This is a genomic window from endosymbiont of Riftia pachyptila (vent Ph05) (genome assembly GCF_000224455.1).
Classification (GTDB): Bacteria; Pseudomonadota; Gammaproteobacteria; order Chromatiales; family Chromatiaceae; genus Endoriftia; species Endoriftia persephonae.
On the sequence record NZ_AFOC01000027.1, the window covers coordinates 21,641 to 37,707 of the forward strand.

14 protein-coding genes and 1 pseudogene are annotated in these 16,067 nt (G+C 61.3%); 4 read left to right on the forward strand and 11 right to left on the reverse strand.

All coding sequences use genetic code 11. From position 1 onward, the window contains the following. The 3 genes from RIFP1SYM_RS05865 to coaE all read left to right on the forward strand — a co-directional run bounded on the left by RIFP1SYM_RS05865 (position 1) and on the right by coaE (position 2,769). Positions 1–1,239, forward strand: a complete 1,239-nt coding sequence (locus tag RIFP1SYM_RS05865) for a type II secretion system F family protein (protein ID WP_005960807.1) — start codon at positions 1–3, stop codon at positions 1,237–1,239. A gap of 70 nt (positions 1,240–1,309) precedes the next feature. Next, complete coding sequence (locus RIFP1SYM_RS05870; protein WP_039959840.1) at positions 1,310–2,176, forward strand: prepilin peptidase; 867 nt, start codon at positions 1,310–1,312, stop codon at positions 2,174–2,176. After that, entirely contained in the window at positions 2,176–2,769 is a 594-nt protein-coding gene (gene coaE, locus RIFP1SYM_RS05875; RefSeq protein WP_240991626.1) for a dephospho-CoA kinase, read from the forward strand. The genes RIFP1SYM_RS05870 and coaE overlap by 1 nt, the downstream gene beginning before the upstream one ends. Positions 2,770–2,804: 35 nt before the next feature. Here the strand turns inward: coaE and RIFP1SYM_RS05880 are convergent, their stop codons facing one another. Both RIFP1SYM_RS05880 and clpB read right to left on the reverse strand, forming a co-directional pair. Next, on the reverse strand, positions 2,805–3,464 hold the full coding sequence (locus tag RIFP1SYM_RS05880) for an outer membrane beta-barrel protein (protein ID WP_005960810.1): 660 nt from the start codon (positions 3,462–3,464) through the stop codon (positions 2,805–2,807). A 99-nt stretch (positions 3,465–3,563) separates the two neighbouring features. Continuing rightward, positions 3,564–6,151: pseudogene (gene clpB / locus RIFP1SYM_RS05885) on the reverse strand (ATP-dependent chaperone ClpB). Between clpB and RIFP1SYM_RS17900 the strand changes: the two are divergent. After that, positions 6,150–6,296: a hypothetical protein gene (locus tag RIFP1SYM_RS17900; protein ID WP_010082966.1), complete on the forward strand. Its 147-nt coding sequence runs from the start codon at positions 6,150–6,152 to the stop codon at positions 6,294–6,296. The pseudogene clpB and the gene RIFP1SYM_RS17900 sit on opposite strands and share 2 nt — an antisense overlap. On the opposite strand, the gene RIFP1SYM_RS05890 is transcribed toward RIFP1SYM_RS17900, so the two are convergent. The 9 genes from RIFP1SYM_RS05890 to RIFP1SYM_RS05930 all read right to left on the reverse strand — a co-directional run bounded on the left by RIFP1SYM_RS05890 (position 6,297) and on the right by RIFP1SYM_RS05930 (position 16,063). Further along, positions 6,297–6,989, reverse strand: a complete 693-nt coding sequence (locus tag RIFP1SYM_RS05890) for a Crp/Fnr family transcriptional regulator (RefSeq protein ID WP_005960813.1) — start codon at positions 6,987–6,989, stop codon at positions 6,297–6,299. It lies immediately after the preceding gene. 27 nt (positions 6,990–7,016) lie between these two features. After that, positions 7,017–8,333 carry a hypothetical protein gene (locus RIFP1SYM_RS05895; protein ID WP_005960814.1) on the reverse strand — a complete coding sequence of 439 codons (1,317 nt, stop codon included), beginning with the start codon at positions 8,331–8,333 and terminating at the stop codon, positions 7,017–7,019. A gap of 1 nt (position 8,334) precedes the next feature. Then, on the reverse strand, positions 8,335–8,598 hold the full coding sequence (locus RIFP1SYM_RS05900; RefSeq protein ID WP_005960815.1) for a DUF2249 domain-containing protein: 264 nt from the start codon (positions 8,596–8,598) through the stop codon (positions 8,335–8,337). Positions 8,599–8,611: 13 nt separating this feature from the next. Further along, entirely contained in the window at positions 8,612–9,049 is a 438-nt protein-coding gene (locus RIFP1SYM_RS05905) for a hemerythrin domain-containing protein (protein WP_005960816.1), read from the reverse strand. A 181-nt stretch (positions 9,050–9,230) separates the two neighbouring features. Beyond that, positions 9,231–11,081 carry a dihydroxy-acid dehydratase gene (ilvD, locus tag RIFP1SYM_RS05910; RefSeq protein ID WP_005960817.1) on the reverse strand — a complete coding sequence of 617 codons (1,851 nt, stop codon included), beginning with the start codon at positions 11,079–11,081 and terminating at the stop codon, positions 9,231–9,233. A 78-nt stretch (positions 11,082–11,159) separates the two neighbouring features. Next, positions 11,160–13,775, reverse strand: a complete 2,616-nt coding sequence (locus RIFP1SYM_RS05915; protein WP_005960818.1) for a CHASE2 domain-containing protein — start codon at positions 13,773–13,775, stop codon at positions 11,160–11,162. Next, complete coding sequence (locus RIFP1SYM_RS05920; protein ID WP_005960819.1) at positions 13,772–15,103, reverse strand: FecR family protein; 1,332 nt, start codon at positions 15,101–15,103, stop codon at positions 13,772–13,774. The genes RIFP1SYM_RS05915 and RIFP1SYM_RS05920 overlap by 4 nt, the downstream gene beginning before the upstream one ends. A gap of 76 nt (positions 15,104–15,179) precedes the next feature. Further along, positions 15,180–15,917 carry a response regulator transcription factor gene (locus tag RIFP1SYM_RS05925; protein WP_240992027.1) on the reverse strand — a complete coding sequence of 246 codons (738 nt, stop codon included), beginning with the start codon at positions 15,915–15,917 and terminating at the stop codon, positions 15,180–15,182. After that, positions 15,917–16,063, reverse strand: coding sequence for a GlsB/YeaQ/YmgE family stress response membrane protein (locus RIFP1SYM_RS05930; RefSeq protein WP_005960821.1), 147 nt, complete (start codon positions 16,061–16,063; stop codon positions 15,917–15,919). Before RIFP1SYM_RS05930 ends, RIFP1SYM_RS05925 begins: the two co-directional genes overlap by 1 nt. Positions 16,064–16,067: the final 4 nt, after the last annotated feature.

Consider the following 16,067-nt stretch of genomic DNA (forward strand, 5'->3'; position numbering starts at 1 on the left):
ATGGCGCCTCCCGCTAAAAAAGCACAGCCAAAAGCCAGTCTTTACGCCTGGGAAGGCACTGATCGCAAGGGCTCACGCATCACCGGCGAGACCCGCGCCACCAATGTTGCCCTGGTACGGGCTGAACTACGGCGTCAGGGCATCAATCCGCTGAAGGTCAGAAAAAAGACGACCTCATTTCTGACAAGTCGCAAGAGGAAGATCAAAAGCGCCGACATCGCTGTCTTCAGTCGTCAGCTCGCCACCATGATGAGCGCCGGCGTGCCGATGGTGCAGGCGTTCGAGATCGTCGGACGTGGCCACGAAAACCCCTCGATGCAGGATCTGATCCTCAGCGTCAAGTCCGATGTGGAGGGCGGCACCGCACTGGCTGATGCGCTCAAGAAACACCCACTCCATTTTGATGACCTGTTCTGCAACTTGGTAAAAGCCGGCGAGCATGCCGGTGTGCTGGAGACCCTGCTACACAAGATTGCGCTCTACAAGGAGAAGACCGAGTCAATCAAGGGCAAAATCAAGAAGGCGCTGTTCTACCCCGCCGCGGTGGTCCTGGTCGCTATCATCGTCACCGCGATCATCATGATCTTCGTCATCCCCCAGTTCGAGCAACTGTTCCGGGGCTTTGGCGCCGACCTGCCTGTGTTTACCCGCGTCGTCATCAACATCGCCCATGTGGTGCAGAATTGGTGGTGGGCGATGCTTGGCGGCGCCATCCTGTCAGGTTACATATTGATCGGCACATGGAAGCGCTCGCGAAAATTCCGCCATACGGTCGACCGGATCCTGCTTAAGATTCCAATCATCGGCCCCATCATGAACAAAGCGGCAATCGCACGCTTCGCCCGCACCCTCTCCACCATGTCATCCGCCGGCGTTCCCCTGGTCGAAGCGCTGGAGTCGGTCTCTGGCGCCACCGGCAATGTAGTCTACAGCGAGGCGGTACTGCGCATGCGTGAAGATGTCGCCACTGGCCAGTCCCTACAGCTGGCCATGCGCCAACGCCACATATTCCCCAACATGGTGATCCAGATGGTCTCGATCGGCGAGGAGTCAGGCTCTCTCGACGACATGCTATCCAAGGTCGCCGACTTCTTCGAGGAGCAGGTAGACAACGCAGTGGATGCGCTCAGCAGCCTGCTCGAACCGCTCATCATGGTGATCCTCGGTACCTTGATCGGCGGTCTGGTGGTCGCCATGTATCTGCCGATTTTCAAGATGGGTTCCGCGGTGCTCGGCTGATTCTGCCCCATCCACGTGCTTTGTTCTCATACCACGCAAGGTGGTGCCGCAAAGGCACCCTGACATCGCCATGCTCAGCTTCCTACAACAAAACCTGGCCATCTACCTGATCTTCAGCGGCCTGCTCGGCCTGACCATCGGCAGCTTTCTCAATGTTGTCATCCTGCGCCTACCACGGATGATGGAGCGGCAGTGGCAACGCGACTGCCTGGAACTGCTAAAGCAGCCAGCCACCACCGATGAGGAGCGACTCGACCTCGCCTACCCACCCTCCCGCTGCCCCCAGTGTGGTCACCAGATCCGCGCCTGGGAGAACATCCCGGTCATCAGCTGGCTGCTACTCAGAGGACGCTGCTCCGACTGCACCACCCCCATCAGCATCCGCTATCCGCTGGTTGAAGCAGCCACCGCCCTACTTACCCTGATCGTCGCTTACCATTTCGATCCCGGTTGGCAGGTGCTGGCAGCGATGGGCTTCACTTGGGCCCTGATCGCCCTGACGATGATCGACTTCGACACCCAGTTGTTACCTGACAACATCACCCTGCCACTGCTCTGGTCAGGGCTGCTGCTCAACCTGGACGGATTATTCAGCGACTTGGAGTCGGCGGTGATAGGCGCAGCCGCCGGTTACCTCACCCTGTGGAGCGTCTATCAGATATTCAAGCGAATCACCGGAAAAGAGGGCATGGGCTACGGCGATTTCAAACTGCTCGCCGCCATCGGTGCCTGGCTCGGCTGGCAATACCTGCCGCTAACGATCATGGCCTCCGCCCTGGTCGGCGCCCTGCTCGGGATCTCGCTGATCCTGCTGCGTGGTCGCGAGCGCAACCTGCCGATCCCGTTTGGCCCTTATCTGGCCGCCGCAGGCTGGATCGCCATGCTCTGGGGTGACTCGATCAACCATGCCTATCTGCAGTGGTCGGGGCTTGGCTGATGCTGGTGGTCCTCACCGGCGGCATCGGCAGCGGCAAGTCCACCGTCTCCCGATACTTCGAAGAGTTGGGTGTGCCGGTGATCGATACAGACCTCATCGCCCGCGAACAGGTCGCTCCAGGCATGCCGGCTCTGCAAGAGATCATCAACCAGTTCGGCAAGCAGGTGCTTGACGCCGATGGCCGGCTCAACCGTGCCAGGTTGCGACGGATTGTATTTGATGCGCAGGAAAAGCGGCACCAACTGGAGCAGATCCTCCACCCGCGAATTCGGGCCGAGGTGGCGCGACGCCTGCAAAGGCTGGACACCCCTTATGCCGTCGTTGTCGTCCCGCTGCTGCTGGAGAGCGGACATAATTACAGCGCCGACCGAATCCTGGTGGTGGATCTGCCTGAGGCGCTACAGATCAAGCGGATCCGGCAGCGCGATGCGCTTTCAGAAATCCAGATCCGCCAGATTCTTGCTGCCCAGACGGATCGCGCAAGCCGTAGAGCCATAGCCGATGATCTGATCGAAAACAGCGGCGATCTCGCCGCGCTGAAAGCCGCCACTGAGCAGCTACATGAAAAATATCTGCGGCTGTCTGCTCGATAAGCCCGAGATCGCTAGGCTCTCCCCCCACATCCAGTTCAGAGCGAAAAATTCATACCGACTGTCACAGTGATGATGTCGAAGCCGATATCCCCATAGGTGATACCCAGCTTGTCCGTGATACTGCCGATAGCGAATCGCTGATATCTCAGGGCCCAATAGGTTTCATCCGGTCTCTCGATACGTAGACCCAGCGAAACCGCGCCCGCAGCGCTTGTGCCATCGGCATTTTCAACATCTGCCACACCCAACCCCAGACCAACATATGGGAACAGATCCATCCCGATCGGGAGTTCGTAATAGAGGTTTGCCAGAACGACATGAATATCGTTATCAAAATTGAGACCGACGCTTTTCAGCTCTGCGCTCGATACCACATAGCTCCCCGACGCAAGCTCAGAACCCCCATTGGTCGTGATGCTGGCGCTATCCAGCTCGGCCCCGGCGAAATGCCAGGAGAGGCTGGCCCGCAGCACATTATGCTCTTCGAAATTACGCAGACCAACCTCGAGCCCGAGACCGAGGGTGGAGCCATACTTTAGTGCACCGCTCATGGTTCCTGTCTCTGTGGAGGTGTATGTGCCCGTCTCCACACCCTCCACATCAACAGAGCCCAGAAGGGCCTCCACATATCCTTCCAACGCCTGTGCCGAAAGGGAGAACATGCACAGGAAAAGCAGCAAAATGACTCTGTTCACGGCAGGAACCTCTGAAATCCTTCTTAAGAACCTGCACGCTAGGAGATTCTTTTTCCCGCCACAAGCGACAGAGTCACACCTTCACAAGAAATACCCCTCTTAGTCTGCTCCGCTCCCCTTACTAAAATTCAGCCCATCTTCCGCCAGCTCCACCCGAACTTCATCCCCCGGCATAAACTTGCCAGCCAGGATCTCCTGCGCCAGTGGGTTTTCCAACTGCTGGCGGATCGCACGCTTGAGTGGCCTAGCGCCATAGACCGGATCGAAACCCGCCTCACCCAACCGATCGAGGGCGGCATCGCTGATCTGCAATCCCATCTCATGATCCGCCAGACGGCGACGCAGATAGTCGATCTGGATCGTGGCGATGGCACGGATCTGCTCCCGAGCCAGCGGGTGGAAGACCACGATCTCATCCAGCCGGTTGATGAATTCAGGACGGAAGGCAGAACGCACCACCTCCATCACCGCCTCTTTCATCACACCGTACTGTTCCTCAGTCGACTTCTCCTGGATCAGTTCTGACCCCAGGTTAGAGGTCATCACAATCACCGTGTTGCGAAAATCGACCGTGCGTCCCTGGCCGTCGGTGAGACGTCCGTCATCGAGCACCTGCAGCAACACGTTGAAGACATCCGGGTGGGCCTTCTCCACTTCATCCATCAGGATCACCGAGTAGGGTCGACGGCGCACTGCCTCGGTGAGATAGCCGCCCTCCTCATAGCCGACATAGCCGGGGGGTGCGCCGATCAGCCGTGCCACCGAGTGCTTCTCCATAACTCCGACATGTCGATGCGGATCATTGCCTCCTCGGTGTCGAACAGGAACTCCGCCAGCGCTTTACACAGCTCGGTCTTGCCAACACCGGTGGGGCCGAGGAAGAGGAACGAGCCATTCGGCTGGCTGGGATCGGCAAGCCCGGCACGGGAGCGGCGGATGGCATCGCTCACAGCCTTGATACCCTCCTGCTGGCCGATCACCCGCCGACCGATCTCCTGTTCCATTCGCAACAGCTTGTCGCGCTCGCCTTCGAGCATCTTGGAGACCGGGATGCCGGTCCACTTCGAGACCACCCCGGCGATCTCCTCATCGGTAACCTTGTTGCGCAGCAGCTTCATCTGCTGCATCTCCGCCTGGGCCGCCATATCGAGCTGTTTCTCCAACTCCGGGATACGACCGTACTGCAGCTCCGACATGCGTGCCAGATCGCCAGCGCGGCGCGCCGTATCCATCTCCAGCCGGGCCCGCTCCAGCGACTCCTTGATGTGGGTGGTGCCCTGCAGCGCCGCCTTCTCCGACTTCCAAATCTCCTCCAGGTCGGAGAACTCCCGCTCCAGACGCTCGATCTCGCTCTCCAGATGGGCCAAGCGCTTCTTCGAGGCCTCATCGGTCTCCTTATTCATCGCCTCGCGCTCGATCTTGAGCTGAATCAGACGCCGCTCTAGCCGGTCCATCTCTTCAGGCATGGAGTCGATCTCCATGCGGATCTGCGAGGCCGCCTCGTCCACCAGGTCGATCGCCTTGTCGGGCAACTGACGGTCAGTGATATAGCGGTGGGAGAGGGTCGCTGCGGCGACGATGGCCGGATCGGTGATATCCACTCCGTGGTGCACCTCGTAGCGCTCCTTGAGGCCACGCAGGATGGCGATAGTGTCCTCCACGCTCGGCTCCTCCACCAACACCTTCTGGAAGCGGCGCTCCAGGGCCGCATCCTTCTCCACATACTGGCGATACTCGTCCAGGGTAGTGGCGCCAACGCAGTGCAGCTCGCCGCGCGCTAACGCCGGCTTGAGCATATTGCCGGCATCCATCGCGCCCTCGGCCTTGCCGGCACCGACCATGGTGTGCAGCTCGTCGATGAACAGGATGATCTGCCCCTCCTGCTTGGCCAGATCGTTGAGCACGCCCTTCAGGCGCTCCTCGAACTCACCGCGGAATTTGGCGCCGGCAATCAGCGCTCCCATGTCGAGAGAGAGCAGCCGTTTGCTCTTCAGCCCCTCCGGCACCTCACCATTGATAATGCGCTGAGCCAACCCCTCGACGATGGCGGTCTTACCGACGCCGGGTTCGCCAATCAAAACCGGGTTGTTCTTGGTGCGCCGCTGCAGCACCTGAATGGTACGGCGGATCTCATCATCGCGGCCGATCACCGGGTCGAGCTTGCCCTGCTCGGCGCGCTCGGTGAGGTCGATGGTATACTTCTCCAGCGCCTGTCGCTGATCCTCTGCATTGGGGTCGTCCACCGACTGACCGCCGCGCACCTTATCGATCACCTGCTCAACCGCCCGCTTGTTCGCCCCTGCTTTACGCAGTATCTCGCCCAGCTCACCCTTATCATCGACAGCAGCGAGCACAAACAGCTCGCTGGAGATGTACTGATCTTTGCGCTGTTGGGCGAGTTTGTCGGTCTGATTGAGCAAGCGCCCGAGGTCGTTGGAGATGTGCAGATCCCCCGCCGCCCCCTCGACGCTCGGCAGACGCTCAGTGGCTGCGCTCAGATCTGAGCGCAGCAGATTGATGTTGACGTCCGCCTGGGCCAGCAGATGGCGTACCGTGCCACCCTCCTGGTCGAGCAGTGCGCTCATCAGGTGCAGCGGCTCAATGAATTGGTGATCGCGTCCCACGGCCAGGCTCTGGGCATCCGCCAGGGCCATCTGAAACTTGCTCGTCAAACGATCCATTCGCATGGCTAACTACTCCGTAAACTCTGTTGATGTCCACAAAGTTGGGGAGTATTGGGCGTTTTTCAAGGGCGATGACGCCAACCTTGCAAGCGAGCGCACCGCGCGCCAGCAACGCGCCTACATGGAAAGGAAAAACACCGAGGGATGATCAGGGCGACAGGCTGCCACCGCAGATGCCTGCAGACTCCGCATGGGCATGCAAGCCTTCAGGGTCGAGCACGGTGATACTCCCCCCCTTCACCTTGATCAGATTCTGTTCAGAGAAGTTGTGCAGGATACGTGAGAAGGTTTCTGGCTTGACCGACAACCGCGACGCCAGCACCCCTTTGGGTGCCTCCAACTCGATGTTTGCGCCGACCGCATCCCACTTGCCCCAGAGGAAGCCGGCGACCCGACCGGTGGCGCTCTGTAGGGTGAGGTCGTCGATCTCTTTGATCAGCAGCTTGAGCCGCTGACTCATATCAGCCATCAGCCGGAAACAAGTATCCACCGAACCGCGCAGCATGGTCAGAAACTGGGCGTTATCAATCGTCACCAGTTCAGTCGTGCCCATAGCGGTGGCATTCACCGGAAAGCCTGGGCTCTCCAGAAACATCAGCGCCTCAGCAAAGGTGTGGCCGGGAGAGATGATCTCAATGACCTTTTCGTTGCCGTTCATCGCCAACCGGTAGAGTTTAATCTGGCCGGTGGTGACGAGAAAGAAGCGATCCGCCGCATCACCCGCCTGGAACAGCATCTGGCCATCATTCAGTTTGATAGTGCGGCTGAATTCAGTGACCTGCTGGAATTGATCATCGTCTAGCCGCGCAAAGAGATAGGTCTGTCGCAGATTAAATGGCAAGGCTGGCTCCCGGTCTTTCCCATTATTCTAATAGTGTTGATCAACCGCCCCCGCCGGGGCAGCTGCCCGAAGTTCAGTCTGCAGATGGCGAAACTTCAGAACAACGCGCACCAAATTGTAGCAGAGAAGCAGGGAAGATAGCCCCAAAAAAAGACCCGCCGGTAGCGTCAAACTGTCACCAACAGCCAGCACCCCAGCCCATAGCAGCAGTGCCAGCAGATGCAGATACCATTGGCGGCGGGCGAAACGATCCGGCAGTAGCTCTTTCATGCTCGGAATCCGCGGACCGCCGCCAGCCAGCGAGGCGGTCTTCTGGTGTTGCAGATGGAACCAGCTGAGAAACGGCACGATCTTGTAGAGCATGCCGTTGATGATCGAGAGCACGGCGAAGATCAGACAGACGCCCAACCACAGATCAAGATTAAAATCCGAAAGAGCTCTGGTCAGCATCAGCAGCCAGGCCAGCACCACTAGCCCCAGCCCCAGACGCCAGAAATTGAGGGTCACATCGGCCAGTTTGCGGCGACGCTGATGCTGCAGATACAAGGTCACCAGCGCAAACAGCATGAAGCCAGAACCAACCAGCAATGCCAGCCAGGACGCAGCCGAGACCGACCAGTAGTCGAGGGACCAGACCAGCAGCGCAGCAAACAGCAGTGGCGCGAAGAGCCGTTGCAGCCGCACCGGGTACTCTGGGGTCAACTGGAACATCGGCACCACCTGATAACCGACGCCGACGATCAACAACCCCACCCAGGCCGTACCGCCCCAAGCCAGGTGAGTATTGGTGAGCATGATCAGATCAACATAGGGCAGCTTCCACAACTGAGCTGCCGCCAGATAGAGCCCCAGTAGCACCGTCACCAGCAGCCCGAGCACCGCCAGGCGCATCGCAATCACCGTGGTGCTGACTCGAACCACCCGCCACAGGGCGATCCCGACCCCACTGATGAAGAACGTAAACCCGCCTGCCAGCAGACACACCGCCAGCTTCATCCAGAGCGCTCCGGCACCGAGGAAACCGGCCACTAGCGCCAGCGTGCCGAGCGAGGTTGCGAGATGCACAGTGGTGGCCAACGGCACCACCCGCGGCACCGGCGAACCTGCCAACACCGGCAGCATCTGCAACATCGCCCCCATCATCACCTGGCCCAACACCCCCAGGGTAAATAGATGGGTCATCGACAGGGTCAGCGGCGACCAGCGATCCATCAGCACCGCCGCACCCTCCAGCATCAGCAACAGAGAGGCCAGCAGCAAAAACAGCGGTGCGGTAAGAAAAAAGCGAAACGGCACCGAGATCGGTGGCGCCTGCTCCAGCGACAGGGAGGCGGTGGAGGTCAAGCTAGTTACCCGCCAGCCGTTTATTGACGGCCGCCTCGGCAGCCGCATCCTGTTCGCGCCAGATGAGGACCTGATAGACCGAAGGCCCGCCCTTGCGCAGCCGGTAACAAAATCCCCGCTGCGCCAACAACGGGTAGAGCAACAAAGGCTCCTTGCGGTGGATCACCAATAGGTAGTCCCCCTCTTTCAGCTGCTCAACCGACTCCAGGGTGCGATCCAGGGGCTCGCAGGGTTCCAGCATACTGACATCAAGACTGACCTCCATTTCACCCCTCCTGTCACAGCGCCCGCATCTGTTCCAGCAGCTCGCCAGCAGCGGCATTGCCCAGGGCCTGATCCGTCATTGGGTAGAGCATCTGCTCCTCTTTGGCGTTGTGCTGCTGCATCAGCATCAGCAGGGTCTCACACAGACCGAGGAAGCGATCCTGCTGTTGTGCGACCACCGCCCCCTCCATCTCCTCAAACAGCTCACGCATCTGCGCATGCTCGCTGCGCATCACCTGGGTCGGCCCCATCGTCATACCGGTCTGCTGCTCAAAGCGAGGAAAAAGCAGCTCCTCTTCCATGCGGAAGTGGTGCAGTATCGCCTCGCGAAAGGCATCATAATTACTGTGCGCCCGCGACCAGTCGTTATCTGCAGCAGCCGATTCGGCATCCGCAAACAACTCATCACAACGCCGGTGGTCCTCAGTCATGGATTGGGAGATCACACTCATTACCCTGTCTGCTCCTGTCTGGATTCTGTCTGGATTCTGTCTGGATTCTGTCTGGATTCTGTCTGGATTCTGTCTGGATTCTGTCTAAGCCGACAGTATTAGACAGTCCAGGCATGGCTGCTTTGACAACCATCAAAAATATCGTTCCGGCAGACATCGCCGGAGCAGGAACGAACGGAGATCAACGCTTCAATTGGGAGAGATCCCGCACCGCGCCTCTGGCCGCACTGGTGGTCAACGCCGCATAGGCCTGCAATGCTTGGGAGACCTGCCGTTTGCGCTTCTTCGGCTGCCACGCCTTATCGCCCTTGGCCTCCATCGCCTCACGCCGCGACGCCAGCTTCTTGTCGGAGAGCGCAACGCGGATGATCCGCTGCGGAATGTCGATCTCGATGGTGTCGCCCTCCTTCACCAGGCCGATATTGCCGCCCTCGGCGGCCTCCGGTGAGCAGTGGCCGATGGAGAGCCCAGAGGTACCGCCAGAGAAGCGCCCATCAGTGATCAGCGCGCAGGCCTTGCCCAGCCCCTTCGACTTCAGATAACTGGTGGGATAGAGCATCTCCTGCATGCCAGGGCCGCCCTTCGGCCCCTCGTAACGTATCAGCACCACGTCGCCGGCCTGGATCTGGTCACCGAGGATCGCCTCCACCGCCGCCTCCTGGCTCTCGAAGATGCGCGCCGGCCCGGAGAATTTGAGGATCGACTCGTCGACGCCGGCAGTCTTAACGATGCACCCCTGCTCCGCCAGATTGCCGTAGAGCACCGCCAGCCCGCCATCCTGCGAGTAGGCGTGTTCGATATCACGGATGCAGCCCTCCGCCCGGTCCAGATCCAGAGAGGGCCACTGCGCGGTCTGACTAAACGCCACCTGGGTCGGTACCCCGCCGGGGCCGGCCAGGAAGCGGCGCTTGGCATCCATACCGCCCTGGGTGATATCCCAGCTCTGCAGCGCCTCGCCCAGGGAGGCGCTGTGCACCGTGGGGCAATCGTGGTGGATCAGGCCAGCCCGGTCGAGCTCGCTGAGGATGCCGATCACACCGCCGGCACGATGCACATCCTCCATGTGATACTGTGGGGTCGCCGGGGCCACCTTGCAGAGATTCGGCACCTTGCGCGAGAGCCGGTCAATATCGGCCATAGTGAACGCCACCCCCGCCTCGTGAGCGGCGGCCAGCAGGTGCAACACGGTGTTGGTTGAGCCGCCCATGGCGATATCCAGGCTCATGGCGTTCTCGAACGCATCAGCACTAGCGACGGAGCGCGGCAGTACGCTTTCATCATCCTGCTCGTAGTAGCGCTTGGTGATCTCCACCACCAGGCGGCCCGCCTGCAGGAACAGCGACTTGCGCTCGGCGTGAGTCGCCACCAGCGAGCCATTGCCCGGCAGCGACAGCCCTAGCGCCTCGGTCAGACAGTTCATCGAGTTGGCGGTGAACATGCCGGAACAGGAGCCACAGGTAGGGCAGGCGGAGCGCTCGATGGCAGCCACGTCAGCATCGCTCTGCTCGGGATCAGCCGCAGAGACCATCGCGTCCACCAGATCGAGCTTTAGATCACCCTTGCCCGCCAGCTTCACCTTACCCGCCTCCATTGGGCCACCGGAGACGAACACTGTCGGGATATTGAGGCGCAGCGAGGCCATCAGCATGCCGGGGGTGATCTTGTCACAGTTGGATATGCAGACCATGGCGTCGGCACAGTGGGCGTTGACCATGTACTCCACCGAATCGGCGATGATGTCGCGCGACGGCAGCGAGTAGAGCATGCCGCCATGGCCCATGGCGATGCCGTCATCCACCGCAATGGTATTGAACTCTTTCGCCACACCACCAGCGGCCTCGATCTCGCGGGCCACCAGCTGCCCCATATCCTTGAGATGGACATGGCCGGGTACAAACTGGGTAAAGGAGTTGACCACTGCGATGATCGGCTTCTCAAAGTCGGCATCCTGCATGCCAGTGGCGCGCCACAGCGCGCGGGCGCCCGCCATGTTGCGGCCGTGGGTGGTGGTATGGGATCGGTATTGCGGCATCTCGGCCTCCGGGTCTGCAGTTGGCTCAAAAGCCGATTATGCCTGCTTCACCCCCCGGATTGCATCAGCCGAGACAAATCACACTTCGACCGGCAGATGCAGACAGAAGCTCGCGCCTCCCTCGAGCCGGTTGCGCGCCTCGATCGAACCGCCGTGGCGCTCGGCTACCAGCTTGACGAAGTTAAGACCGAGGCCGATGCCCCCCCGCCCCACTGGCTCATGGCCCAGGTCGCTCCTGAACGGCAGGAACAGCTCCTCGAGACGCTCCTGGGGAATCCCCGGCCCGCGATCCTTGACGCAGCAATCGAGCTGGTCTCCGTCACAACGCAGCATGATCTCGACCTGGGAGTCCTGCGGCGCCAGCTTGATCGCATTACTCAGCAGGTTGATCAGCGCGCGTTCCAGCAGCCCCGCATCGGCCTGCAGCCAGACCTCCTCGACCTCGAACTGCCGCTGCAGGCGGAGATTGCGTGCCTGCGCCTGCACATAGACCTCGTCCACCGCATTGTGCGCCACCGAGACAAAATCAGTATCGGTAAACGCGCTGCGCTCCACCGACTCGGCCCGCGCCAGTTGCAGAAAATCCTCCGCCAACTTGAGTGCACGGCGCGCATAGGGAGCAACCTGGGTCGCCAACTCCCGGCTGCCCGCCTGCAGCACCTGCTCCGACTGGGTCAGCGCCAGCAGGGAGGTGAGTGGCGAACGGATATCGTGGGAGAGAAAATTCACCATCCGCGCCCGCGCTCGTTCACTCTGCTTCAGGGTGCCGATGAACGAAAGCGTGACGATCATGCCAAACATGCCCGCTGTTTCAGGGTGCAGCGGCCTGAGCTGCACAAACAGCTCGGTATCTGGCAACCGCAACGCCTCGAAGCGACAGCCGTCCCCCCGCAGCAGCAGCTCGCGCAACAGCGGCTCCCAGTGTAGATCGCCGACAATCTGTAGCGGTTTCAGAAATGTCAGCGCGGGCTGGCCGTGCAGTTCGGACTCATGCGTCAGACCGAGGTAAAAGGCTGCCCGCGGGTTGGCCAGCACCACCCTGCCGATCGAATCGAGCACCAGCAGACCGTCATCCATCTGCCCAAGGGCGGTGTTGATGAAGTCACGCAGCTGGCGCAGATGCTGGTTCGCCGCTTCCACCTCGCGGATGCGTTGCTCCAACCGCTGCGAGCCCTTTGCAGAGGCCGCCGCTGGAGGGATCGAAAACTGCCGGACAAAGTCGTCGAGAAGCGCCTGGCCGCGCCCTCTTGGCAGCTCGCCGGGCGGCCAGCAGAGCCCCAGCCGCCAATACTGCGTACCGCGCGGCAACAGTGTCCACAATGAACGCCCCAGCCGCGACCAGCAGCCGGCCTGCAGCAGGTCATCCGACGGGTCGGGCTGGCGCCCCGCCTGGGCCAGCCGCGCACCTAATGCATCATCCACACACCACCCCTGCAGAGGCAGAGTGGCGGCAATCGACTCCAAGCCCTGCTGCAGATCCTTTAAATCATTCGGCGCAGGCAACAGCTGCGGCCCCTGACTCAGCCTTTGTAGCTCCTGATCGAGATGGAGCACCATCTGCTCCAGTCGCCGCCAGCTCCACAGGGGATAGCTCAGCACCAGCCCCAGCAGCGCCGCCGACGGCGCAAACCAGATACCTCCAAACTGCAGCACCATCAGGCTCAAGAGCAACAACGACAGGATCAACCCCAGAGCCAACAGCGGCACCAGACGCGGCGGCAAACGCGAGTAGAGCAGCAGCGGCAGGGCCACCAGCAGCCCAGTGAGGAGCAGCTGCCAGTGGCGAGCCAGCGGCTTAACCGCCTCGCCGTTGCGTAGGCTCTGCAGAATGTTCGCATTGATCTCGATACCTGCCATCGGCTGGCCGCGGCCGGAGAGCGGGGTCGGCAACACATCCCCCAGACCGGTAGCCGTCACCCCCACCAACACGATGCGATCACGCAGGCTGTCAGGATGAAACGCGCCGCGCAGCACCTGCGCGTAAGAGAGCCGGGGAAAGTGGCCCGGCGGACCGGCGAAGGGGATCAGCCGGTGTCCCTGGCGCACGATGGAGAAGCGCTTCGCTGNCATAGTCGCGGGCCCGGACTGCTCCGCGGGCGGAAAGCGAGCAGGCTCCAGGCTCTGCAACACTGTCAGCATCAGATGCGGCCAGAAGGCCTCGCCAAGCCCCTCCTGCAGGTAGATGCCGCGAGCGATACCATCGTCATCCAGCTCCATATGGACATGCCCCAGCCCCGCCACCACCTCGGTCAACTGCGGTAGCGGCAGGCTCTCCAATAGCTGCCCACCGAGCTGCAGCTCCTCCACCACCACCGGCATGAAGACCTTGCCGCTGGCGGCAACCGCCTGGATCAGCCGGCGATCGCCTTGAGGGTTAGCGGGATCGGGCTCGGCGAACAGCAGATCCATCACGATCGCCCGCGCACCGGCCCGGGTCAGGATCTCGATCAACTGCGCATGGCGCTCACGGGGCCAGGGCCAGCGGCCAAACTCGGCCAGACTCTGATCGTCCACCGCCACCAGCATGATGTCGTCCGCCGCAACCGAGCCTCGCCAGCCAAGCTGCAGATCGTAGAGCAGATTATCCAGGCGCCAGAGCCAACCGCTGGCCGCCAGCAGCACCATTACACCTGCCAGCAACAGCGGCAGCAGCAGGCGCTTAACCTGGCGTAAGGTGCCATTGGCGACGCTCATGGAAGCGCCCAGGACGGGGGGATCACCAGTCGGTAGAGGTTGGAGCGCAGCCAGCGCGATTCGACCGCGAGCCAGGCTTCAACTGACACCCGATAACGACCCGGTGGCGGTAGTGGCAAGCTCAGCACTGTCGTCTCAAACCGACGGGAGAAGAGCGGCAACCCCGTCTGTTCAGAGATGATCAGCAGACGATAGTGATTCGCCTTGGGTGGCTGGTTCCAGCGAAAGCTAACCCAGGCACCATTAAACGCCGGCGGCTCAAGTCTTAGCTGCGGTTCTGGCTCAGGCGATGGAGCAGGCAGAGGCTTCACCACCTCAAGCAGATGGCGGCTGCTCAGCCCCTCCAGACCCAGCCCATCGATGCCGCGGATCCGCACCTGGTAGCGCCCAGGTGACAGCACCAACTCGTCGATTCGCGACTGCTCAAGCTGGTGCGCCGCAAGCAGGGCATCATCCCCACTGGCCAGCAGTTGCAGCCGATAGCCAACCGCCCCCTTCTGATCTGGCCAGTCGAGGGTGATCGCGACGGCATCGAGCCGCTCAGGCAGGGCTGAAAGATCGGGGGGCGGCAGCAGCGGCCGCGGCGCCAGCGGCGGCTTGCCCGGCTCGATGCGGGTGCCGAATCCGGCCTTGAGTTTGACCGACTCGCCAGCCGCATTCACTGCGACCTCCCCTTTCACCACTTCGCTTTGGCTGATGCCGCTGCCGCTCTCCACCCCAACCCGGAAGTCGGTGCCACGCACCAGAGTCACCGCCGCCGGGGTGGAGATCTCATAGCGGGAACCGGGCCCTTTGAGGGGCCTGACCCGACTCTCCACCCGGCCACGCTGCAGCCGAAAGCGACTGTCGACCATGCCAGTGTCGCCATAGGCGGAGAGCCGGTCCATAGTGATGTGGCTACCCGGTCCGAGCAGCAGGCGTGAGCCATCGGCCAGTTCGATGGTGACTGAAGCGGCCTCGCCCAGCTCCAGGCTGTCGCCCATCCACAGCCGCCCGCCAAGGGTCAGTGGCTCAGGTTGTCTCCCCGAATGTTGCAACACCACATCACCCCGCAACTGCACTACCCGGGCGACAGCCGGTTGCTGCTGCATCCAGCTCAGCGGAATATGAATTCGGGTGCCCGGTGGGATCTTGGTGGCGGCATCGATCTGGTTGTATCGCTGCAGTTTGACGCTGGCCCCGCCATCCCCCAGATAGCGCTGCGCCAGGCTCCACAGGTTGTCTCCCGGGCGCATGGTGTAGAGCCACTCTGGCTCATCATCTGCTGCCTGCGCGCACAGCCAAAACAGGACGAGGGAGAGCAGCAGCCAGCGAATAGAGCGTTTCATAGTTGTTAGACGTGAGGATGACTGCAGTCGATGCAGTATCCTAACAAATCTTTGATTTATGGGGTTGGCAGCCGGCTCAGATCCCAGTGGACAGCTGTTCCAACCGGTAGCCCTGATGGTAGACCGCCTTCAACCGCCAGCCGTTCTCCGGCAGCAGACCGAGCTTGCGACGCAGACGGCTCATGTGGGTGTCGACGGTACGGGTCATCAGCCCCGGGCCCACCCCCCAGACCGTCTCCAGCAGGTGGTCGCGGGAGAGCAGCCGGCCGACGTTGCAGAAGAGGATCCAGGCGAGCTGGAACTCCTTCTCGGTGAGGCCCCTATCCTCGCCCTGGTAGAGCAGCGTCTTGCTCTCCCTCTCAAGCCTGAAGTGACCCAGTTCGAGCACCCCGCGCCGACCACTGATGCGGGCATTGCGCCGTGCCAGTGCCCTAACCCTGGCCAGAGCGATGGGCTGCGAGATCGGCTTGCTCAGGAAGTCATCCGCCCCCAGCTCCAGCGCCTCGACAATATCCTGCTCGCTGTCACGGTGGGTCAGAAACAGCACCGGGATATTCCAATCGAGTTCATTCCGCACCCAACCGAGCACTTCAAGGCCACTGCTCTGTGGCAGCTCCCAATCCATGATCAGCAGGTCATAGGACTCCTGACGCAACTCCCGGATAAAGGCATCGGCAGCAGCAAAGGCACGGCAGACATAGCCCGCCCCTTGCAGCCACTCCTGCAACAGTGTGGACTGCATCGGGTCATCCTCCAGGCAGGCGATGCGCAACACATCCNCTCTGCCGATTGGGCCGCCCTGGTCCGCCATCATCACCCCCGTTTCAACCTGCCAGCGACTACCAATATCACAATCGCCCCCACCATGGCGGTAATCAACGAGCCGATGAAACCGTCACTCGACAATCCCAGAAACTGGAACATAAGACCACCGAGAAAGGCACCAACAACGCCCAACAACAGA

What these genes read in the sequence shown, in the direction of transcription:
- RIFP1SYM_RS05865 (WP_005960807.1), top strand. Translation starts at nt 1, where the DNA reads ATGGCGCCTCCCGCTAAAAAAGCACAGCCAAAAGCCAGTCTTTACGCC.
- RIFP1SYM_RS05870 (WP_039959840.1), top strand. Translation starts at nt 1,310, where the DNA reads ATGCTCAGCTTCCTACAACAAAACCTGGCCATCTACCTGATCTTCAGC.
- coaE (WP_240991626.1), top strand. Translation starts at nt 2,176, where the DNA reads ATGCTGGTGGTCCTCACCGGCGGCATCGGCAGCGGCAAGTCCACCGTC.
- RIFP1SYM_RS17900 (WP_010082966.1), top strand. Translation starts at nt 6,150, where the DNA reads ATGGCTAACTACTCCGTAAACTCTGTTGATGTCCACAAAGTTGGGGAG.
- RIFP1SYM_RS05900 (WP_005960815.1), bottom strand. Translation starts at nt 8,598, where the DNA reads ATGGAGGTCAGTCTTGATGTCAGTATGCTGGAACCCTGCGAGCCCCTG.
- RIFP1SYM_RS05905 (WP_005960816.1), bottom strand. Translation starts at nt 9,049, where the DNA reads ATGAGTGTGATCTCCCAATCCATGACTGAGGACCACCGGCGTTGTGAT.
- ilvD (WP_005960817.1), bottom strand. Translation starts at nt 11,081, where the DNA reads ATGCCGCAATACCGATCCCATACCACCACCCACGGCCGCAACATGGCG.
- RIFP1SYM_RS05920 (WP_005960819.1), bottom strand. Translation starts at nt 15,103, where the DNA reads ATGAAACGCTCTATTCGCTGGCTGCTGCTCTCCCTCGTCCTGTTTTGG.